Annotated in this window: 20 protein-coding genes and 1 tRNA gene; 12 read left to right on the top strand and 9 right to left on the bottom strand. The window is 68.8% G+C overall.

Annotation, left to right across the window (positions count from 1 at the left end; genetic code table 11):
- Positions 1-81 precede the first annotated feature (81 nt).
- Together trxB and trxA are read left to right on the top strand one after the other, a co-directional pair.
- Positions 82-1,041, top strand: coding sequence for a thioredoxin-disulfide reductase (trxB, locus tag AB4039_RS09655; RefSeq protein ID WP_371677633.1), 960 nt, complete (start codon positions 82-84; stop codon positions 1,039-1,041).
- A gap of 49 nt (positions 1,042-1,090) precedes the next feature.
- The gene (trxA, locus tag AB4039_RS09660; protein ID WP_266840319.1) at positions 1,091-1,426 is read left to right on the top strand and encodes a thioredoxin; all 336 of its coding nucleotides are present in this window, start codon (positions 1,091-1,093) and stop codon (positions 1,424-1,426) included.
- Between the two features lie 90 nt (positions 1,427-1,516).
- Here the strand turns inward: trxA and AB4039_RS09665 are convergent, their stop codons facing one another.
- The 9 genes from AB4039_RS09665 to rpmH form a co-directional block, all read right to left on the bottom strand.
- Positions 1,517-2,140, bottom strand: a complete 624-nt coding sequence (locus tag AB4039_RS09665; RefSeq protein WP_266840317.1) for a GNAT family N-acetyltransferase — start codon at positions 2,138-2,140, stop codon at positions 1,517-1,519.
- A gap of 78 nt (positions 2,141-2,218) precedes the next feature.
- Positions 2,219-3,325, bottom strand: coding sequence for a ParB/RepB/Spo0J family partition protein (locus AB4039_RS09670; RefSeq protein ID WP_266840316.1), 1,107 nt, complete (start codon positions 3,323-3,325; stop codon positions 2,219-2,221).
- Entirely contained in the window at positions 3,322-4,449 is a 1,128-nt protein-coding gene (locus AB4039_RS09675) for a ParA family protein (protein WP_266840314.1), read from the bottom strand. Before AB4039_RS09675 ends, AB4039_RS09670 begins: the two co-directional genes overlap by 4 nt.
- A 243-nt stretch (positions 4,450-4,692) precedes the next feature.
- Positions 4,693-5,409, bottom strand: a complete 717-nt coding sequence (gene rsmG, locus AB4039_RS09680) for a 16S rRNA (guanine(527)-N(7))-methyltransferase RsmG (RefSeq protein ID WP_266840313.1) — start codon at positions 5,407-5,409, stop codon at positions 4,693-4,695.
- 115 nt (positions 5,410-5,524) lie between these two features.
- Positions 5,525-6,037: a Jag family protein gene (locus AB4039_RS09685; protein ID WP_030225194.1), complete on the bottom strand. Its 513-nt coding sequence runs from the start codon at positions 6,035-6,037 to the stop codon at positions 5,525-5,527.
- Between the two features lie 15 nt (positions 6,038-6,052).
- Complete coding sequence (gene yidC, locus AB4039_RS09690; protein WP_266840311.1) at positions 6,053-7,159, bottom strand: membrane protein insertase YidC; 1,107 nt, start codon at positions 7,157-7,159, stop codon at positions 6,053-6,055.
- Between the two features lie 3 nt (positions 7,160-7,162).
- Positions 7,163-7,444, bottom strand: coding sequence for a membrane protein insertion efficiency factor YidD (yidD, locus tag AB4039_RS09695; protein WP_442270508.1), 282 nt, complete (start codon positions 7,442-7,444; stop codon positions 7,163-7,165).
- Positions 7,441-7,815 carry a ribonuclease P protein component gene (rnpA, locus tag AB4039_RS09700; RefSeq protein ID WP_266840310.1) on the bottom strand — a complete coding sequence of 125 codons (375 nt, stop codon included), beginning with the start codon at positions 7,813-7,815 and terminating at the stop codon, positions 7,441-7,443. The genes yidD and rnpA overlap by 4 nt, the downstream gene beginning before the upstream one ends.
- Positions 7,816-7,836: 21 nt before the next feature.
- A complete protein-coding gene (gene rpmH, locus AB4039_RS09705) occupies positions 7,837-7,974 on the bottom strand; it encodes a 50S ribosomal protein L34 (RefSeq protein ID WP_018547628.1) in 138 nt (45 codons plus the stop codon).
- A gap of 400 nt (positions 7,975-8,374) precedes the next feature.
- Between rpmH and dnaA the strand changes: the two genes are divergently transcribed.
- The 10 genes from dnaA (at position 8,375) to AB4039_RS09755 (ending at position 21,252) form a co-directional block, all read left to right on the top strand.
- Entirely contained in the window at positions 8,375-10,123 is a 1,749-nt protein-coding gene (gene dnaA / locus AB4039_RS09710; RefSeq protein ID WP_442270509.1) for a chromosomal replication initiator protein DnaA, read from the top strand.
- Between the two features lie 876 nt (positions 10,124-10,999).
- Complete coding sequence (gene dnaN, locus AB4039_RS09715; RefSeq protein ID WP_030225190.1) at positions 11,000-12,130, top strand: DNA polymerase III subunit beta; 1,131 nt, start codon at positions 11,000-11,002, stop codon at positions 12,128-12,130.
- 176 nt (positions 12,131-12,306) lie between these two features.
- Positions 12,307-13,182 (top strand): phosphogluconate dehydrogenase (NAD(+)-dependent, decarboxylating), encoded by an 876-nt coding sequence (gene gnd, locus AB4039_RS09720; protein ID WP_266840306.1) that lies wholly within the window; start codon positions 12,307-12,309, stop codon positions 13,180-13,182.
- Between the two features lie 94 nt (positions 13,183-13,276).
- Positions 13,277-14,413, top strand: coding sequence for a DNA replication/repair protein RecF (recF, locus tag AB4039_RS09725; protein WP_266840304.1), 1,137 nt, complete (start codon positions 13,277-13,279; stop codon positions 14,411-14,413).
- Positions 14,410-14,943: a DUF721 domain-containing protein gene (locus tag AB4039_RS09730; RefSeq protein WP_442270510.1), complete on the top strand. Its 534-nt coding sequence runs from the start codon at positions 14,410-14,412 to the stop codon at positions 14,941-14,943. The genes recF and AB4039_RS09730 overlap by 4 nt, the downstream gene beginning before the upstream one ends.
- A gap of 526 nt (positions 14,944-15,469) precedes the next feature.
- A complete protein-coding gene (gyrB, locus tag AB4039_RS09735) occupies positions 15,470-17,491 on the top strand; it encodes a DNA topoisomerase (ATP-hydrolyzing) subunit B (RefSeq protein WP_266841758.1) in 2,022 nt (673 codons plus the stop codon).
- Positions 17,492-17,531: 40 nt separating this feature from the next.
- Complete coding sequence (gene gyrA / locus AB4039_RS09740) at positions 17,532-20,144, top strand: DNA gyrase subunit A (RefSeq protein ID WP_442270511.1); 2,613 nt, start codon at positions 17,532-17,534, stop codon at positions 20,142-20,144.
- 2 nt (positions 20,145-20,146) lie between these two features.
- Positions 20,147-20,815, top strand: coding sequence for a DUF3566 domain-containing protein (locus tag AB4039_RS09745; RefSeq protein WP_266840300.1), 669 nt, complete (start codon positions 20,147-20,149; stop codon positions 20,813-20,815).
- Positions 20,816-20,898: 83 nt separating this feature from the next.
- A tRNA-Ile gene (locus tag AB4039_RS09750) sits at positions 20,899-20,972 on the top strand.
- Positions 20,973-21,117: 145 nt separating this feature from the next.
- Positions 21,118-21,252, top strand: a complete 135-nt coding sequence (locus tag AB4039_RS09755) for a DLW-39 family protein (protein WP_208809277.1) — start codon at positions 21,118-21,120, stop codon at positions 21,250-21,252.
- The last annotated feature ends 122 nt before the right edge of the window (positions 21,253-21,374 follow it).

A 21,374-nucleotide genomic window follows, 5' to 3' on the forward strand; every position in this document is an offset into this window, starting at 1 on the left:
GTAGGATCCGTTGGGTGGGGTGAGAGTCCGCACCGGCCCCCGGTAGGCACCCAGAAGTCCGCAGAGACGAGGAAAGAACCCGTGAGCGACGTACGAAACGTGATCATCATCGGCTCCGGGCCGGCCGGTTACACGGCCGCCCTGTACACCGCACGCGCTTCGCTCAACCCGCTGGTCTTCGAAGGCGCCGTCACCGCCGGTGGCGCGCTGATGAACACCACCGAGGTCGAGAACTTCCCCGGCTTCCAGGACGGGATCATGGGCCCGGACCTCATGGACAACATGCGTGGCCAGGCGGAGCGCTTCGGTGCCGAGCTCGTTCCGGACGACATCGTCTCCGTGGACCTCACCGGTGAGATCAAGACCGTCACCGACACCGCCGGCACGGTGCACCGCGCCAAGGCCGTCATCGTCACCACCGGTTCCCAGCACCGCAAGCTCGGTCTGCCCAACGAGGACACCCTCTCGGGCCGCGGTGTCTCCTGGTGCGCCACCTGCGACGGATTCTTCTTCAAGGACCAGGACATCGCCGTGGTCGGCGGCGGCGACACCGCGATGGAGGAGGCGACCTTCCTCTCGCGCTTCGCGAAGTCGGTCACCATCGTCCACCGCCGCGACAGCCTGCGCGCCTCCAAGGCCATGCAGGACCGCGCCTTCGCCGACCCGAAGATCTCGTTCGCCTGGGACAGCGAGGTCGCCGAGATCCACGGCGAGCAGAAGCTCTCCGGCCTGACGCTGCGGAACACCAAGACCGGTGAGACCTCCGAGCTGCCCGTGACCGGCCTCTTCATCGCCGTCGGCCACGACCCGCGCACCGAGCTCTTCACCGGCCAGCTCGACCTGGACGACGAGGGCTACCTCAAGGTGGACGCGCCCTCCACGCGCACCAACATCACCGGTGTCTTCGGCGCCGGCGACGTCGTGGACCACACCTACCGTCAGGCGATCACGGCGGCCGGCACCGGTTGCTCCGCCGCTCTCGACGCCGAGCGGTTCCTCGCCGCCCTCGCGGACGCCGAGCACGCGACCGCGACCGTCTGACACCCGCTTCATCCCCACACCCCACACCCCGTATCAAGAGGAGGCCGTTGTGGCTCTCAAGACCGTGACCGACGCCGACTTCGACGCTGAGGTCCTGGCCAGCGGCAAGCCCGTACTCGTGGACTTCTGGGCCGACTGGTGCGGCCCGTGCCGCCAGATCGCGCCGTCCCTGGAGGCCATCGCGGCCGAGTACGGCGAAGAGATCGAGATCGTCAAGCTCAACATCGACCAGAACCCGGAGACGGCCGCCCGCTACGGCGTGATGTCCATCCCGACCCTGAACGTCTACCAGGGCGGCGAGGTCGTCAAGACCATCGTCGGCGCCAAGCCGAAGGCCGCGATCCTGCGCGACCTCTCCGACTTCGTCACGGTCAAGAGCGTCTGACCCGTGCCGTGTTTCACGTGAAACGGGGCCGCCCCTCCAGGGGTGGCCCCGTTTCACGTATCCGGAGCCGTCCCGCCCCGCCGCTGCCGCTCACAGCGGACGCAGTACTGGTTCCTTCCGCGCCCGAGCGCCGCCGAGCAGCCGGTCAAGGGCCAGTTCCACGTCTTCCTTCCACGACAGCGTCGTGCGCAGCTCCAACCGCAACCGGGGATGGGCCGGATGGGGACGGACCGTCTTGAAGCCCACCGCCAGCAGGTGATCGGCCGGCAGCAGACACGCGGGCCTCTCCCAGCGCGCGTCACCGAAGGCCTCGATGGCCTTGAACCCCCGCCTCAACAGGTCCTTGGCGACCGTCTGGACCATCACCCGCCCCAGGCCCTGGCCCTGGTACCCGGGCATGATCCATGCCGTGATCAACTGGACCGCGTCCGAGGACACCGGGCTGGTCGGGAACGAGGCGGCACGCGGCACATAGGCCGGCGGTGCGTAGAGCACGAAGCCCACCGGGACCTCGTCCACATAGACCACCCGGCCGCAGGACCCCCAGTCCAGCAGGACGGCGGAGATCCACCCCTCTTTCTCCAGCTCGGGGGTGCCCGCCTTCACGGCGGCTTCCCCGCTGACGGGATCCAGCTCCCAGAACACGCAGCTCCGGCAACGCCGGGGAAGGTCCTGGAGGTTGTCGAGCGTGAGCGGTACCAACCGACGACCCATGACGGCATCGTAACCACTGCACCCTGCTTCTTCGAGTGTGGACATCGCCCGAAGGAGCAGGGTGCGGAGGCGGACGGACTACTCCCCGGAAAGGCCCTGCTCCAGCACCCGGCCTTCGCCCGGCGCCAGGGTGCCCAGGATCCGCTCCAGATCCTCCATCGAAGCGAACTCCACGGTGATCTTGCCCTTCTTCTGCCCCAGGTCCACCTTCACCCGGGTCTCGAACCGGTCCGAGAGGCGGGTCGCCAGCTCACTGAGTGCCGGGGCAACCCGGGCTCCCGCGCGCGGGCCCTTCGGCTTCACCGTGCTCGCCGGCTCGGAGCCCATCAGCGTCACGATCTCCTCGACCGCACGCACCGACAGGCCCTCGGCGACGATCCGGTGTGCGAGACGGTCCTGCTGCTCGGAGTCCTCCACCGACAGCAGCGCCCGTGCGTGCCCCGCCGACAGGACCCCCGCGGCCACCCGGCGCTGAACCGGTGCGGAAAGCCTCAGCAGACGCAGGGTGTTCGAGACCTGAGGGCGCGAACGACCGATCCGGTCCGCCAGCTGGTCGTGCGTGCACTTGAAGTCCTGGAGCAGCTGGTCGTACGCGGCCGCCTCCTCCAGGGGGTTCAGCTGCGCCCGGTGGAGGTTCTCCAGGAGAGCGTCCAGCAGCAGCTTGTCGTCGTCCGTGGCCCGGATGATCGCGGGGATCCGCTCCAGTCCCGCCTCACGACAGGCACGCCAGCGCCGTTCGCCCATGATCAGTTCATACCGGCCCTGGGCCGTCTGCCGAACGACCACCGGCTGGAGCAGACCCACCTCCTGGATGGAGGTCACCAGCTCCGCCAGAGCGTCCTCGTCGAAGACCTCACGCGGCTGACGCGGGTTCGGCTTGATCGTGTCCAGCGGAAGCTCCGCGAACGTCGCACCCGCCGCCGGGGCGGTCTCCGCCTCCGCCTTCGCCTGCTCCGGCACCCCGGCTACCGATGTTTCACGTGAAACATCGGCAGCGATCGCCGAGGGTGCCGCCTCCTGCGCCAGCACGGCGAGCTTCGCCGCGGCGATGCCCCGCTCGGACGCCAGCGTCGGCACCGCCGACGGGGACGTCGACCCGGCCCCGGCCATGGGCGTCGCTTCCTGGGGAGCCGCCGGAATCAGCGCGCCGAGCCCCCGTCCCAGACCCCTACGTCGCTCACTCACTGGATCCCCTCCGCCATGCTCTGCGTGCCGTTCATGCCCGCGCCCAGATGGGCGTCCTGGGCGTCGTAATGGATTCCGGCTCCCCGTAGGGCCATCTCCCGCGCCGCCTCCAGATAGGAGAGGGCACCGCTGGAGCCCGGATCGTACGTGAGGACCGTCTGCCCGTAGCTCGGCGCCTCCGAGATGCGCACCGACCTCGGAATGCTGGTGCGCAGCACCTCCTTGCCGAAGTGGGTGCGCACCTCCTCAGCCACCTGGGAAGCGAGCCGCGTCCTGCCGTCGTACATGGTCAGCAGGATCGTCGAGACGTGCAGGTTCGGGTTGAGATGGGCCCGCACCAGGTCGACGTTGCGCAGCAGCTGTCCCAGTCCCTCCAGTGCGTAGTACTCGCACTGGATCGGGATCAGTACCTCCGCGCCCGCGACCATGGCGTTCACGGTCAGCAGGCCCAGGGAGGGCGGGCAGTCGATCAGGATGTAGTCGAGCGGCTGCTCGTAGGCCTGGATGGCTCGCTGGAGGCGGCTTTCGCGGGCCACCAGGGACACCAGCTCGATCTCCGCTCCGGCCAGGTCGATCGTGGCCGGGGCGCAGAACAGCCCTTCCACGTCCACCACGGGCTGGACGACCTCCAGGAGGGGCCGGCTGTCCACGAGCACGTCGTAGATGGAGGGCACTTCCGCGTGATGGTCGATACCCAGGGCCGTCGAGGCGTTGCCTTGCGGGTCCAGGTCGATCACCAGGACCCTGGCGCCGTGCAGGGCCAGCGAGGCCGCCAGGTTCACGGTCGTCGTGGTCTTGCCCACGCCGCCCTTCTGGTTGGCCACCACCATGATCCGGGTCTGCGCGGGCCGCGGCAGAGCGGCGCCGGTCCGACCGATCGTCTCGACCGCGAGCTGGGCGGCCCGTTCGACGGGGGTGTCCTCGTGGTCGTCGTTGTCGACGAGGGGCGGAGGCAGGTGGCCCACCTCAGCAGTAGCCGGGGATGTTTCACGTGAAACATCCTCGCCCGGCGATTCAGAGCGGGGACCGGGGACCGGATCGGCCATCGGCCCCGCAAGGTTGGCGTCGGACCGCACGGTGTCACTCTCCTCGGCAGTGGGCTCGCGATGAACAGAGCCTGCCATGTCACCGGGGTCGCGAACCAGCGGGGCCCGTACTCCTGTGGATGAATCCACCGTTGTGGACAACTCCGTACCCCCCGCACCCTTGCGGGGGCGGGGGGCCGCAGCAGCACGGCCGCGGCTGATGATTCCGTGCAGCAGAGAGCGATGTTTCACGTGAAACACGATGCCCGGACGGAGTCTTCAGGCCGCTACGACACTCCGAAATCCATACCTATAGGGCCCAACAGCCCGAAAAGGGCAAGATCAACGGCGTCGGCGTACCCGCCCCACGCGGGCGGCCTTGGCCCGCTTGGCCGCGAACCGCACCCCACCGGGGCTTTCTCCGACCTCCACCCGGACCACCGTGGACAGGGGGTCCACGACGCCCTCACCCACCTGCAGCACCGAGGTCTTCACCACACCGAGCTTGCTCAGCGCGACCTTCGCCGCCACCAGCTCCTCCTCGGCGGTGTCGCCCTTGAGTGCCAACATCTCCCCGTACGGACGCAGCAGGGGAACGCCCCAGCCCGCCAGCCGGTCGAGCGGGGCCACGGCACGGGCCGTGACCACGTGCACCGGCTGAACCTTGCCGAGTACCTCTTCGGCACGGCCCCGCACCACGGTGACGTGGTCCAGACCCAGCAGCTCCACGGCTTCCTGGAGGAAGTTCGTACGGCGCAGCAGGGGCTCCAACAGGGTGATCTTCAGATCCCGCCGGACCAGTGCGAGCGGGATGCCGGGCAGACCGGCCCCGGAACCCACGTCGCAAACGGTGACGCCCTGGGGCACCACCTCGGAGAGCACCGCGCAATTCAGCAGGTGCCGCTCCCACAGGCGGGGAACCTCACGCGGCCCGATCAGACCGCGCTGGACCCCCGCATCCGCCAGCAGCTCCGCATACCGCACAGCTTCCGGGAAAAACTCACCGAACACCGCGCGCGCCTCTTCGGGCGCCGGGGGAAGCTCAGCTGCCTCCGTCACGGGGACCGTCCTTCCGTACAGAACCGCTCACGCCAATACCGTGCCGTTCACATGTCAGGCTTACAAACATCGGCCCCGCCTGCGACACAGACGGGGCCGACACACAACGTTCCGGTCAGGCCGGGAGCACAACGACGAAGCGCTGCGGCTCCTCGCCCTCCGACTCGCTCTTGAGACCGGCGGCCGCCACGGCATCGTGGACGACCTTGCGCTCGAAGGGGGTCATGGGAGCCAGCTTCAGCGGCTCGCCCGAGGACTTCACGTCTTCGGCGGCCTTGGCACCCAGCGCCGCGAGCTCCTCGCGCTTCTTGGCCCGGAAACCGGCGATGTCCAGCATCAGCCGGCTGCGGTCCCCGGTCTCGCGGTGCACGGCGAGGCGGGTCAGCTCCTGCAGAGCCTCCAGGACCTCACCGTCGCGGCCCACGAGCTTCTGCAGGTCGCGGCCGGCGGAGTCGCTCACGATCGACACCGCGGCACGGTCGGCCTCGACGTCCATGTCGATGTCGCCGTCCAGGTCCGCGATGTCCAGCAGACCCTCAAGGTAGTCGGCCGCGATCTCACCCTCCTGCTCCAGGCGGGTCAGGGTGTCGCCACTCTCAGCGGCGGCGGTGGTGGTGCCTTCCGTCACGGGAGGGACTCCTTCTTACTTCTTGGAGGGCTTGCTGGGGGGCGTCTGTCGCTTCGACTTCGTCTGCCGCTTCGGCTGCTGCCGCTTCGTGGCGACGCCGCCGCTCGCAGCGTCCGCATCGGCGGTGGCTTCAGAACTCTTCATCACGGAGCCGTCCGCCTGCGCGGCCATGCCCTGCTTCGTCAGCGCGGTGATGAACTTGCGCTCGTTGTCGTTGCGGTCCGGCCCCTTGGCCACGATCGCCGCGACGATCTTCTTCTTGCCCCGGCCCTTGACGTCCCCGTGGGCGGAGACGTGCTTCAGGAGACGGGTCAGGTACTCGTCCTGCGCCTTGCTGCCCGGCGTCGGGTTCTGGTTGATCACGTACATCTGCTGACCCATGGTCCACACGTTCGTGGTCAGCCAGTAGACGAGGACACCGACGGGGAAGTTGATGCCCATCACCGCGAAGATCAGCGGGAAGATGTACATCAGCATCTTCTGCTGCTGCATGAACGGCGTCTTGACCGAGAGGTCGACGTTCTTCGCCATCAGCTGGCGCTGGGTGTAGAACTGCGACAGCGACATCAAAACGATCATGACGGCGGTCACGATGCGCACGTCGGTGATCGAGGCGCCCAGGGAGGCGGCCTTCTCGGCGCTGTCCGTGAACTTCGCGGCCAGCGGGGCGCCGAAGATGTGCGCCTGGCGGGCGCTCTCCAGCAGCGACTGGTTGATCACGCCGATGGTCTGGCCGTTGGCGATGGCCGAGAGCACGTGGTACAGCGCGAAGAAGAACGGGGACTGCGCCAGGATGGGAAGGCACGAGGAGAGCGGGTTGGTACCCGTCTCCTTGTACAGCTTCATCATCTCTTCGGACTGACGCTGCTTGTCGTTCTTGTAGCGCTCCTGGATCGCCTTCATCTTCGGCTGGAGCGCCTGCATGCCCCGCGTCGCCTTGATCTGCTTCACGAAGAGCGGGATCAGGCAGATACGGATCAGTACCACCAGGGACACGATGGACAGGCCCCAGGCCCATCCACTGTCCGGGCCGAAGATCGCCCCGTACAGCGAGTGGAACTGGACGATGACCCATGACACGGGGGTGGTGATAAAGCTGAACAGACTGGCAATCGTGTCCACTAATCAGGCTCCTTGAGCATTGCGAGATCTACGCAACGCACTGCGCAGCTGCTCGTGCCAACGCGGGCGTTTCCGGGGTGGGACATGATCCACACCACCCGGGGACCACGGATTGCACCGCAGGATCCGCCAGGCGGTCAGAACCGTCCCCTTCACCGCACCATGCCGGTCGATGGCCGTGAACCCGTAGTGCGAGCACGACGGGTAATAGCGGCACACCGGCCCGAGCAGCGGACTGACCGTCCACTGGTACAGCTTGATCAAGGCGAGCAGCGGGTACTTCATCGAGCGACGCCTCCCAGTAGCCGCGCCAAGGCGGCATCCAGGTCACGAGCCAGCTCGTCAACGCCGGCATCACCCGCTCCGGGCAGGGCCCGCACCACCACCAGGCTACCTGCGGGCAACTGGGCCAGCCGGTCGCGGACGAGGTGACGCAGGCGACGCTTGACCCGGTTGCGGACGACCGCTATACCGACGGCCTTGCTGACGACGAAACCCGCACGCGGCGAGGGATCGATCTCCCCCGGCTCGTGCGGGTCCGTTGCACCGCTGGTACGTAGGTGGACGACGAGGAGCGGGCGTCCTGCCCGCCGACCCCGTCGTACCGCGCTCGCGAAGTCTTCACGCCGCCTCAGCCGATTTTCGGGAGACAGCACAACGTCACGACCTGCGTGTTGTTACGCGGAGAGGGCGGCGCGGCCCTTGCTGCGACGGTTCGCGAGGATCGCGCGACCGGCACGGGTACGCATCCGGAGACGGAAGCCGTGGGTCTTGGCACGACGGCGGTTGTTCGGCTGGAAGGTGCGCTTGCTCACTCGGGGGCTCCAGAGAATGAATCGTGTGTGGCGTTACATCGCCTGGCTGTCACCGTGCGCCCACGAGGAACTCGCGTGTTCGCCCGAGTGGACACCGCTAAACGATCACAATCAGTGATCTCGCCCATCGGTAGGCAGGCGGCAGCAGCCATCGACAACTCGACCTCGTTACGGTACGCGCGGCTACGCCATCCGGTCAAACCGAGCCCGCCCTGCCGCACACTGTGCACAGGCTGTGGACAACGACTTGAACCCTACCCACCGGCCTGACTACCGTTGACTGATCCCGGATTTTTGTCCCGACCGTCCCAAAGAACCACACATTCGTGGGACCGGGACCTGTGAGAGAGCGTGCTCTGTGGCTGACGTACCTGCCGATCTTGCCGCAGTGTGGCCACGCGTGCTCGAGAAGCTGCTCGGGGAGGGTCAGCAGGGCATCGAGCCCAAGGACAAGCAGTGGGTGGAACGATGCCAGCCACTGGCCCTCGTCGCCGACACCGCCCTGCTCGCCGTCCCCAACGAATGGGGCAAGCGGGTTCTCGAAGGCCGCCTGGCCCCGCTCATCAGCGATGCCCTCAGCCGTGAGTGCGGCCGGCCCATCCGGATCGCGATCACGGTGGACGACTCCGCGGGCGAGCCCGCGCCCCCGGCGCCGTCGGCCCCGGGGCAGCGCGAGGGCTACGAGCCGTACGGCGGCCAGCGCCCCGGCGGCCACACCGGCCCCGGCGGCGAGGACCAGCTCCCCACCGCCCGCCCGGCCTACCCGGAGTACCAGCAGCAGCGCCCCGAGCCCGGCGCCTGGCCGCGCGGCGGCCAGCAGGACGACTACGGCTGGCAGCAGCCGCGCCTGGGCGGCTTCCCCGAGCGCGATCCCTACGCCTCCCCGCAGCCCGGCTACCTCCAGCAGCCGGAGCCCGGCGGCTACGAGCAGAACTCCTACGACCAGGGTTCCTACGAACAGCAGCAGTACGAGCAGTCCCCGTACGAATCCCAGAAGTACGAACAACAGAAGTACGAGCAGCAGCAGTACGAGCAGCCCGCCCCGCGCCCGGCCCCCGGTCGGCCCGCGCCCCCGCCGGCCCCGTCCGGCGGTTCCACCTCGGGCCCGCTGGAGCCGACCGCCCGGCTGAACCCCAAGTACCTCTTCGACACCTTCGTCATCGGCGCCTCCAACCGCTTCGCGCACGCGGCCGCGGTGGCCGTCGCCGAGGCGCCGGCGAAGGCGTACAACCCCCTCTTCATCTACGGGGAGTCGGGCCTCGGCAAGACGCACCTGCTGCACGCCATCGGGCACTACGCGCGCAGCCTCTACCCCGGTACGCGGGTGCGGTACGTGAGCTCGGAGGAGTTCACCAACGAGTTCATCAACTCCATCCGCGACGGCAAGGGCGACGCCTTCCGCAAGCGCTACCGCGAGATGGACATCCTGCTGGTCGACGACATCCAGTTCCTCGCGAGCAAGGAGTCGACGCAGGAGGAGTTCTTCCACACCTTCAATACGCTCCACAACGCCAACAAGCAGATCGTGCTGTCCTCCGACCGACCGCCCAAGCAGCTCGTCACCCTGGAGGACAGGCTCCGCAACCGCTTCGAGTGGGGCCTGATCACCGACGTCCAGCCGCCCGAGCTGGAGACCCGTATCGCGATCCTGCGCAAAAAGGCCGTCCAGGAGCAGCTCAACGCCCCGCCGGAGGTACTGGAGTTCATCGCCTCCCGCATCTCGCGCAACATCCGCGAGCTGGAGGGGGCGCTGATCCGGGTGACCGCCTTCGCGAGCCTCAACCGGCAGCCGGTCGACCTGGGCCTGGCGGAGGACGTCCTCAAGAACCTGATCCCGGGCGGCGAGGACAGCGCGCCCGAGATCACCGCCTCCGACATCATGGCGGCCACCGCGGACTACTTCGGGCTGACCGTGGACGACCTGTGCGGCTCCTCGCGCAGCCGCGTCCTGGTCACCGCCCGGCAGATCGCCATGTACCTGTGCCGCGAGCTCACGGACCTGTCGCTGCCCAAGATCGGGGCCCAGTTCGGCGGGCGCGACCACACCACCGTCATGCACGCCGACCGCAAGATCCGCGCTCTCATGGCCGAACGGCGCTCCATCTACAACCAGGTCACGGAGCTCACCAACCGCATCAAGAACGGCTGACGCCGGCCCCCGGCAGCGGCGTCAGGGGACTCCGCGGCCCCGGGCAAACCCCCAGACAGGGCGCTCCCGGATTGAACCGGGGGCGCCCTTCTTCGTCCGTGCGCCCCCAGCTTGTTCGAATACGCCCCCCAGGGGGCAAGTCATCCACAGATTCCCCAACTTTCTTCCGTCCACAGCCTGAGGACAGTTTCCGTCGCCCACAATCCGTCCACAGGGGTGCTGGTTGAGGGCCCATCAGACCAGGTCAGGCGCCTGTGGAATTGTGCGCAAGGATCATCCACAGCCTGTGGACAGAAAATTCGTCCACAGGGTCATCCACTCCTCTGTCCACCGGAGACCCACAGGTTCCCGCGTCCTGTGCACAGGAGGCGAGGGGTTCTCCACACCGTTGTCCACTGTTCGGCAACGAGGCACCCCCGGTCACCGTGCCGAGTGAAAGCCGTCACACGGATGTCGACGTTTGGTGTGTGGACCGCTGGGGAAAAGCTGGGGACACAGCTGTGGAGTAGTACGGGTCACCTGGGGACGGCCTGTGCAGAAGTTTTCGTTCTCCACAGAGACACCGTGTTGTCCACCGGTGCCACCCACAGGGTGTGGGGATAAAAAACGCGGGTTGACCTGGGAAAACGGGCTTATCCACCGTTTCCACAGGCCCTACTACTACCCCCATGGAGAGTTAGGCCGGTTTCGGTTTTCAAGCAGGTCCTGTGCACAACTCGTCGATCGGCCGTCCCGACACCTCGCTCCCGACTTGACCGCCAGCCGCGACGACTGTCGGCGCCGTACGTCAGACTGGTCCCCGGCAACGGTCGAGGCATCGACGAGCCGACGACGAAGGCCGGCAGACGAGCGAGCAACAGCAGGAGGCGGTTTCCGGTGAAGATCCGGGTGGAACGCGACGTACTCGCGGAGGCGGTGGCCTGGGCTGCACGCAGCCTCCCGGCCCGGCCGCCGGTGCCCGTGCTCGCGGGCCTGCTGCTGAAGGCCGAAGAGGGCACCCTGTCGCTCTCCGGCTTCGACTACGAGGTCTCGGCCCGCGTCTCCGTCGAGGCGGACGTCGAGGAGGACGGCACCGTCCTCGTCTCCGGCCGGCTCCTCGCCGACATCTGCCGCGCCCTCCCCAACCGCCCGGTGGAGATTTCCACAGACGGTGTACGGGCGACCGTGGTCTGCGGCTCCTCCCGGTTCACACTCCACACCCTGCCTGTGGAGGAATACCCGGCGCTTCCCCAGATGCCGACCGCGACCGGCACCGTGCCCGGTGAGGTCTTCGCCTCCGCCGCCGCCCAGGTCGCCATCGCCGCCGGCCGCGACGACACGCTGCCCGTGCTGACCGGTGTCCGCATCGAGATCGAGGGCGACCGCGTCACCCTGGCCTCCACCGACCGCTACCGCTTCGCGGTCCGCGAGTTCCTGTGGAAGCCGGAGAACCCGGACGCCTCGGCCGTGGCCCTGGTGCCCGCCAAGACCCTCCTGGACACCGCCAAGTCCCTGACCAGCGGCGACACCGTCACCCTGGCGCTCTCCGGCTCCGGCCAGGGCGAGGGCCTCATCGGCTTCGAGGGCGCGGGCCGCCGCACCACCACCCGCCTGCTCGAAGGCGACCTGCCGAAGTACCGCACCCTCTTCCCGACGGAGTTCAACTCCATCGCCGTGATCGAGACCGCGCCCTTCGTCGAGGCCGTCAAGCGCGTCGCCCTCGTCGCCGAGCGCAACACGCCGGTCCGGCTCAGCTTCGAGCAGGGCGTCCTCATCCTGGAGGCCGGCTCCAGCGACGATGCACAGGCTGTGGAACGCGTCGACGCGAAGCTGGAGGGCGACGACATCTCCATCGCCTTCAACCCGACCTTCCTGCTCGACGGCCTCAGCGCGATCGACTCGCCCGCGGCCCAGCTCAGCTTCACCACGTCCACCAAGCCCGCGCTGCTCAGCGGCCGCCCGGCGGTCGACGCGGAAGCCGACGAGGCCTACAAGTACCTGATCATGCCGGTGCGCCTGTCCGGCTGACGCCCCCCGCACACCGACGTCGGGCCCGGTCTCGCAGCCTGCGGGACCGGGCCCGACGCCGTGCGGAGCGGGCCCCGCACCACGGCCCGGCGTAGGCTCGGATCCGGTGGGCCACCCCCGAACCCGGGGAGCCCCGGCACAGCCAAAGACGGCCACAACGCGTAAGGAAGCACCTGATGGAGCTCGGTCTCGTCGGTCTCGGCAAGATGGGCGGCAACATGCGCGAGCGCATCCGCCGCGCAGGCCACACCGTCATCGGATACGACCGCAACCCGGACCTCGCGGATGTCCACAGCCTGCGGGAACTTGTGGACAGCCTGCAGTCCCCCCGCGTGGTGTGGGTGATGGTCCCCGCCGGTGCGGCCACGCAGTCCACCGTCGACGAGCTCGCGGAGCTGCTCTCGCCCGGCGACATCGTCGTCGACGGCGGCAACTCGCGCTGGACCGACGACGAGAAGCACGCCGAGGAGCTGAAGGCCAAGGGCATCGGCTTCGTCGACTGCGGTGTCTCCGGCGGCGTCTGGGGCCTGGAGAACGGCTACGCGCTCATGTACGGCGGCGACGAGAAGCACGTCGCGACGGTCCAGCCGATCTTCGACGCCCTCAAGCCCGAGGGCGACTTCGGCGCCGTACACGCCGGCAAGGTCGGCGCGGGCCACTTCGCGAAGATGGTCCACAACGGCATCGAGTACGCCATGATGCAGGCCTACGCCGAGGGCTGGGAGCTCCTGGAGAAGGTGGACTCGGTCACCGACGTCCGCGAGGTGTTCCGCTCCTGGCAGGAGGGGACGGTCATCCGTTCCTGGCTGCTGGACCTCGCCGTGAACGCGCTGGACGAGGACGAGCACCTGGAGCAGCTGCGCGGCTTCGCGCAGGACTCCGGCGAGGGCCGCTGGACCGTCGAGGCCGCGATCGACAACGCGGTGCCGCTGCCGGCGATCACCGCCTCGCTGTTCGCCCGCTTCGCCTCGCGCCAGGACGACTCCCCGCAGATGAAGATGATCGCGGCGCTGCGCAACCAGTTCGGCGGCCACGCGGTCGAGAAGAAGTAGTTCCACGGGGCGACACCGCCCCACGGAACGACGGCACCACAGCACGACAGCACCACAGAGCAAGCAGCAGGAAGCCGGGGGAGGTCGGCGCCGCATGCACGTTTCGCATCTCTCGTTGGCCGACTTCCGCTCGTACGCCCGGGCCGAGGTTCCCCTCGCCCCGGGCGTCACCGCTTTCGTGGGCCCGAACGGCCAGGGCAAGACGAACCTCGTCGAGGCCATCGGCTACCTGGCGACCCTGGGCAGCCACCGGGTCTCCTCGGACGCCCCGCTCGTCCGGATGGGCGCGGACCGGGCCGTCGTCCGGGCCGCCGTCACCCAGGGCGAACGCCAGCAGCTCGTGGAGCTGGAACTCAACCCGGGCCGCGCCAACCGGGCCCGCATCAACCGGTCCTCGCAGGTCAGGCCACGGGACGTACTGGGGATCGTGCGCACCGTGCTGTTCGCCCCCGAGGACCTGGCGCTGGTCAAGGGCGACCCGGGGGAGCGCCGCCGCTTCCTGGACGAGCTCGTCACCGCCCGCTCCCCGCGCATGGCGGCCGTCCGCTCCGACTACGAACGCGTCCTCAAGCAGCGCAACACGCTGCTGAAGTCGGCGGCGATGGCCCGTCGGCACGGAGGCCGCTCCATGGACCTCTCCACCCTCGACGTGTGGGACCAGCACCTGGCCCGCGCGGGCGCCGAACTCCTCGCACAGCGCCTCGACCTGATCGCGACCCTGCTGCCGCTCGCCGACAAGGCCTACGAGCAGCTCGCACCCGGCGGCGGCCCGCTCGGGCTCGCCTACCGGTCCTCGGCCGGCGAACCGGTCGACAGCGGTGAGGCGCGCACCCGCGAGGCGCTCTACGAGGTCCTGCTGGCGGCCCTGTCCGAGGTGCGCAAGCAGGAGATCGAACGCGGCGTCACCCTCGTCGGACCGCACCGCGACGACGTCCTGCTGCGCCTGGGCGAACTGCCCGCGAAGGGGTACGCCAGCCACGGCGAGTCCTGGTCGTACGCACTGGCGCTGCGCCTGGCCTCGTACGAGCTGTTGCGCTCGGAGGGGACGGAGCCGGTGCTGATCCTGGACGACGTCTTCGCGGAACTCGACGCGCGCCGCCGGGAGCGGCTCGCGGAACTGGTGGCTCCGGGCGAGCAGGTCCTGGTGACGGCGGCGGTGGACGACGACGTCCCCGCAGTGCTGACCGGCACCCGGTTCGCGGTCTCCGGCGGCGAGGTGACCCGGCTGTGAGCGCGGGCGAGGGCGGGCAGGACAAGCCCAGGACCCCGGAACCGTCCGGGGTGGACCTGGCGCGGCAGGCGCTGGCCGCCGCGCGGGAGCAGGCCCGCGCCCGCGGGAACGCGGTGAGCGGACGCAAACGTCACCAGCAGCCGGGCCTGCGCTCCGGCGCCCGCGCCGACGGCCGGGATCCGATGCCGCTGATGGCGGCCCTGGACCGGCTGCGGACGGAACGCGGCTGGGAGATGCCGATCGCGGTGGCCGGGGTGATGGAGCGCTGGGCGGAGATCGTCGGCCCGGAGATCGCCGCGCACTGTGAACCGGAGCGCTACGAGGACCGTGAGCTCCTCGTACGGTGCGACTCCTCGGCCTGGGCCGCACAGCTGAAGCTGCTGGCCCCGCAGCTGGTGGCGCGGCTCAACGCGGACCTGGGCCAGGGCACGGTCCGGCTGATCAAGGTCCAGGGTCCCGGCGGCCGGCCCAAGCGCCACGGACCCTGGCGCGCCCCCGGCAGCAGCGGGCCCGGGGACACCTGGGGCTGACCGCCCCGGCGCCGCGCGGGCGGGTGCGTACGACCGCTGCTCCGGCCCGGTACCGCCCGTAGCGCGGGCCCGTACCGCCGGCCCGTGGCCCCGTACCGCCGGGCCCGGGCGGCCGCGGCCCCGTACCGGCCGGACGGCCGCCCGCGAGGGCCGGCCCCCAGGCGGTTTCCGGCCCTTTCCAGCCCGCCCGGGCCCCGTCATCGCGCCCCCGCGCCCCGCCCGCGCGCCCCCGGGCCCGCCCCCGTCGGGTGCGGTGTCCCTCACGGTAGCCGCGGGTTGACAGGCCGAAGCGCTGGATGCCCGCGTGAGCCTCTTGGAGCCCCACCCCGGATATGGGGAGTCGGAGAGAGGAGGTTCAGGGCGGCACATGCGGACTCAGGTACCGGCAAACCCCCATTCATGTCAGTGGTACCGGTAGACTGGAGGCAATCCCGCCCGTTCGCGGGGTGACAGTGACAAACGCAGACAACGCAGATCGACGCGGCCGCTCCCCCGGCGCACATGCTGGTCCGGAGTACGGGCTGCGCTGTGCCAGAAAGGGCGCTTCGTGGCCGATTCCGGCGACTCCAACGAGAAGAATTACGACGCCAGTGCGATCCAGGTCCTCGAGGGCCTGGACGCGGTCCGCAAGCGGCCGGGTATGTACATCGGCTCGACGGGTGAGCGTGGTCTGCACCACCTCGTCTACGAGGTCGTCGACAACTCGGTCGACGAGGCGCTGGCCGGGCACGCGGACACCATTGACGTGACGATCCTCGCCGACGGCGGGGTGCGCGTGGTCGACAACGGCCGCGGTATCCCGGTCGGCATCGTGCCGTCCGAAGGGAAGCCGGCCCTTGAGGTCGTGCTGACCGTCCTGCACGCGGGCGGCAAGTTCGGCGGCGGCGGCTACGCCGTCTCCGGCGGTCTGCACGGCGTCGGCGTGTCCGTCGTGAACGCCCTGTCGACCAAGGTCGCGGTCGAGGTCAAGACGGACGGCCACCGCTGGACCCAGGACTACAAGCTGGGCGTGCCGACGGCCCCGCTGGCCAAGAACGAGGAGACCGACGAGCACGGCACGTCGGTGACGTTCTGGGCCGACGGCGACATCTTCGAGACGACCGAGTACTCCTTCGAGACGCTGTCGCGGCGCTTCCAGGAGATGGCCTTCCTCAACAAGGGCCTGACCCTGACGCTGACCGACGAGCGCGAGTCGGCGAAGGCCACGGCGGGCGCGGACGACCCGGAAGCGGACGCGGCCGAGCCGCAGGCGCGCACGGTCCAGTACCACTACGAGGGCGGCATCGTCGACTTCGTGAAGTACCTCAACTCGCGCAAGGGCGAGCTGATCCACCCGACCGTCATCGACGTCGAGGCCGAGGACAAGGAGCGCATGCTCTCGGTCGAGATCGCGATGCAGTGGAACTCGCAGTACACGGAGGGGGTCTACTCCTTCGCGAACACGATCCACACGCACGAGGGCGGCACCCACGAGGAGGGCTTCCGCGCGGCGCTGACCGGCCTGGTCAACCGCTACGCGCGTGACAAGAAGCTGCTCCGCGAGAAGGACGACAACCTCGCCGGCGAGGACATCCGCGAGGGTCTGACGGCGATCATCTCGGTCAAGCTGGGCGAGCCCCAGTTCGAGGGCCAGACGAAGACCAAGCTGGGCAACACGGAGGCCAAGACCTTCGTGCAGAAGGTCGTCCACGAGCACCTGAACGACTGGTTCGACCGCAACCCGGTCGAGGCCGCGGACATCATCCGCAAGTCGATCCAGGCGGCCACGGCCCGCGTCGCGGCCCGCAAGGCCCGCGACCTGACCCGTCGCAAGGGTCTGCTGGAGAGCGCCTCGCTGCCGGGCAAGCTGTCCGACTGCCAGTCGAACGACCCGATCAAGTGCGAGATCTTCATCGTCGAGGGTGACTCCGCCGGCGGCTCGGCCAAGTCCGGCCGCAACCCGATGTACCAGGCCATCCTGCCCATCCGCGGCAAGATCCTGAACGTCGAGAAGGCGCGCATCGACAAGATCCTGCAGAACACCGAGGTCCAGGCGCTGATCAGCGCCTTCGGCACCGGTGTGCACGAGGACTTCGACATCGAGAAGCTCCGCTATCACAAGATCATCCTGATGGCGGACGCCGACGTGGACGGCCAGCACATCAACACCCTGCTGCTGACCTTCCTCTTCCGCTTCATGCGGCCGCTGGTCGAGGCCGGGCACGTCTACCTGTCCCGCCCGCCGCTCTACAAGATCAAGTGGGGTCGCGACGACTTCGAGTACGCGTACTCGGACCGCGAGCGCGACGCCCTGGTCGAACTGGGCAAGCAGAACGGCAAGCGGATCAAGGAAGACTCGATCCAGCGCTTCAAGGGTCTGGGCGAGATGAACGCCGAGGAGCTGCGCGTCACCACCATGGACGTGGACCACCGCGTGCTCGGCCAGGTCACCCTGGACGACGCCGCGCAGGCCGACGACCTGTTCTCGGTGCTGATGGGTGAGGACGTCGAAGCCCGGCGCTCCTTCATCCAGCGCAACGCCAAGGACGTTCGCTTCCTCGACATCTGAGTCGGCTCAGCTGACCGCCTGAAAGGACTTCTGACCAGCAATGGCCGACGAAACCACCCCCACCGCGGAGAACCCCGCGGAGGAGCAGCCCGTCATGCGCATCGAGCCCGTCGGGCTCGAGACCGAGATGCAGCGCTCCTATCTCGACTACGCGATGTCCGTCATCGTCTCCCGCGCGCTGCCCGACGTACGGGACGGCCTCAAGCCGGTCCACCGTCGTGTGCTGTACGCGATGTACGACGGCGGCTACCGGCCCGAGAAGGGCTTCTACAAGTGCGCCCGCGTCGTCGGCGACGTGATGGGCACCTACCACCCGCACGGTGACAGCTCCATCTACGACGCGCTGGTCCGCCTGGCCCAGCCGTGGTCGATGCGCATGCCGCTGGTGGACTCCAACGGCAACTTCGGCTCCCCGGGCAACGACCCGGCGGCCGCGATGCGCTACACCGAGTGCAAGCTGATGCCGCTGGCCATGGAGATGCTCCGGGACATCGACGAGGAGACCGTCGACTTCACGGACAACTACGACGGCCGCAACCAGGAGCCCACCGTCCTGCCGGCGCGGTTCCCGAACCTGCTCATCAACGGCTCCGCCGGCATCGCCGTCGGCATGGCCACCAACATCCCGCCGCACAACCTCCGCGAGGTCGCGGCGGGCGCGCAGTGGGCGCTGGAGCACCCGGACGCCTCGCACGAGGAGCTGCTCGACGCGCTCCTGGAGCGCATCAAGGGCCCCGACTTCCCGACCGGTGCCCTGGTCGTGGGCCGCAAGGGCATCGAGGAGGCGTACCGGACCGGGCGCGGCTCCATCACGATGCGCGCGGTGGTGGAGGTCGAGGAGATCCAGAACCGCCAGTGCCTGGTGGTCACGGAGCTCCCGTACCAGACCAACCCGGACAACCTGGCCCAGAAGATCGCCGACCTGGTCAAGGACGGCAAGGTCGGCGGCATCGCCGACGTCCGCGACGAGACCTCGTCCCGGACGGGCCAGCGCCTGGTGATCGTGCTCAAGCGCGACGCCGTGGCCAAGGTCGTGCTGAACAACCTCTACAAGCACACCGACCTGCAGACGAACTTCGGTGCGAACATGCTGGCGCTGGTGGACGGGGTGCCGCGCACCCTGTCGATCGACGCGTTCATCCGTCACTGGGTGCAGCACCAGATCGAGGTCATCGTCCGGCGTACGCGCTTCCGCCTGCGCAAGGCGGAGGAGCGCGCCCACATCCTGCGCGGTCTGCTCAAGGCGCTGGACGCGATCGACGAGGTCATCGCACTCATCCGGCGCAGCAACACGGTCGAGATCGCGCGCGAGGGCCTGATGGGCCTCCTGGAGATCGACGAGATCCAGGCGAACGCGATCCTGGAGATGCAGCTGCGCCGCCTGGCGGCCCTGGAGCGGCAGAAGATCGTCGCCGAGCACGACGAACTCCAGGCGAAGATCAACGAGTACAACGCGATCCTGGCCTCGCCGGCGAAGCAGCGTTCGATCGTCAGCGAGGAACTGGCGGCGATCGTCGAGAAGTTCGGCGACGACCGGCGTTCCAAGCTGGTGCCCTTCGACGGCGACATGTCCATGGAGGACCTGATCGCCGAAGAGGACATCGTCGTCACCATCACGCACGGCGGCTACGTCAAGCGCACCAAGACCGAGGACTACCGCTCGCAGAAGCGCGGCGGCAAGGGCGTGCGCGGCACGAAGCTGAAGCAGGACGACCTGGTCGACCACTTCTTCGTCTCCACCACGCACCACTGGCTGCTGTTCTTCACCAACAAGGGCCGCGTCTACCGGTCCAAGGCGTACGAGCTGCCGGACGCCGGCCGCGACGCGCGCGGGCAGCACGTGGCGAACCTGCTGGCCTTCCAGCCGGACGAGAAGATCGCCCAGATCCTCGCGATCCGCGACTACGAGGCCGCGCCCTACCTGATCCTGGCCACCAAGGGCGGCCTGGTGAAGAAGACGGCGCTCAAGGACTACGACTCGCCCCGTTCGGGTGGCGTCATCGCCATCAACCTCCGGGAGACCGAGGACGGGGGCGACGACGAGCTGATCGGCGCCGAGCTGGTGTCCGCCGAGGACGACCTGCTGCTCATCAGCAAGAAGGCGCAGTCGATCCGCTTCACGGCGACCGACGACGCGCTGCGCCCGATGGGACGCGCCACGTCCGGCGTGAAGGGCATGAGTTTCCGCGAGGGCGACGAGCTGCTGTCGATGAGCGTCGTGCGGCCCGGTACCTTCGTCTTCACCGCGACCGACGGCGGCTATGCCAAGCGGACGGCCGTGGACGAGTACCGCGTCCAGGGCCGTGGTGGTCTGGGCATCAAGGCCGCCAAGATCGTGGAAGACCGCGGTTCGCTCGTGGGCGCGCTGGTGGTCGACGAAACGGACGAGATTCTCGCCATCACGCTCGGCGGTGGTGTGATCCGTACGCGCGTCAACGAAGTCAGGGAGACGGGCCGTGACACCATGGGCGTCCAGCTGATCAACCTGGGCAAGCGCGATGCCGTGGTCGGCATCGCTCGGAACGCCGAGGCCGGTCAGGAAGCTGACGAGGTCGACGAGATCGAGACAGAGATCGAGGCCGGGGCAGCCGACGGACAGGCCGCCGAGGCGGCCGGGGGCAGTGAGTCTCCGGCAGGGGAGCACGAGGAGTAAGCGTGAGTGGAGCCACGGGCGCCGGACCGGCCAAGACTGGAGCGAACGGTGCCCGTGGCCCCGCCGCGGACTCCCAGGGGGGACAGGGGGCAACGGTGACGGACACCCGAGGACCGGAGCCGGCCGCGCAGGCGCAGGCGCAGCCGCAGCCGCAGGCGAAGTCGAAGGCGAACGGCAAGCAGAAGGCCGGCGCGGGCCAGGAGCGGGGCGCGCAGCCGTACCAGCCCCCGCAGGCCTACGCGGCCCCCAAGGGCCCCGGCGCGCAGCGGGGCCCGAGTCCGGTCGCCCGTACGACGCCGAGGACGCGCAAGGCGCGGCTGCGGGTGGCCAAGGCCGACCCGTGGTCGGTGATGAAGGTCAGCTTCCTGCTGTCGATCGCGCTGGGCGTCTGCACCGTCGTCGCGGCGGCGGTGCTGTGGATGGTCATGGACGCCATGGGCATCTTCTCGACCGTCGGCGGCACGATCAGCGAGGCGACCGGTTCCAACGAGAGCAACGGGTTCGACCTCCAGTCGTTCCTGTCGCTGCCTCGCGTGCTGATCTTCACCTCGGTGATCGCGGTGATCGACGTGGTGCTGATGACGGCTCTGGCGACGCTGGGTTCGTTCATCTACAACCTGTCGGCGGGCTTCGTGGGCGGCGTGGAGCTCACGCTCGCCGAGGACGAATGACCTGCGCGGACGCCCCGTAGAGCGCGATTTTGGCTCGACCGCGTCTGTGCGCTAATCTTCAGGAGTCAGCGCGCAGCGCGGATGGGGCTATAGCTCAGTTGGTTAGAGCGCATCCCTGATAAGGATGAGGCCACAGGTTCAAATCCTGTTAGCCCCACAGTGTCGAAGACCCCCAGGCCCATGGCCTGGGGGTCTTCTTCGTTGGGCCATGTGAGGGGTTGCCAGGTAACCGATCGGTATCGGCCGGTGTGTATTGTTGGCCGCCAGAAGTCCCCTACGTCAACGAAAGACGAGGTCGCGCGGTGAAGAAGCTGCTCCTGGTCGCACTGGCCGCCATCGGCGGGCTCCTCGTGTACCGCCAGATCCAGGCGGACCGCGCCGAGCAGGACCTGTGGACGGAGGCAACTGACTCCGTGCCCTCTGGTTCCGGCGTGTGAGACCCGCTTGATTCCATGAAGCCCCGGCTGCCGCTGCTGCCGGGGCTTCGTGCTGTTCTGTGCCGGGAAGTTCCGGTCTGCAACGATTTCGCTTGCACGGGCAAAAATCGGGATGGCGTGGG

It is taken from the genome of Streptomyces sp. M-16, assembly GCF_052114405.1.
In the GTDB taxonomy this organism is placed as follows: Bacteria; Actinomycetota; Actinomycetes; order Streptomycetales; family Streptomycetaceae; genus Streptomyces.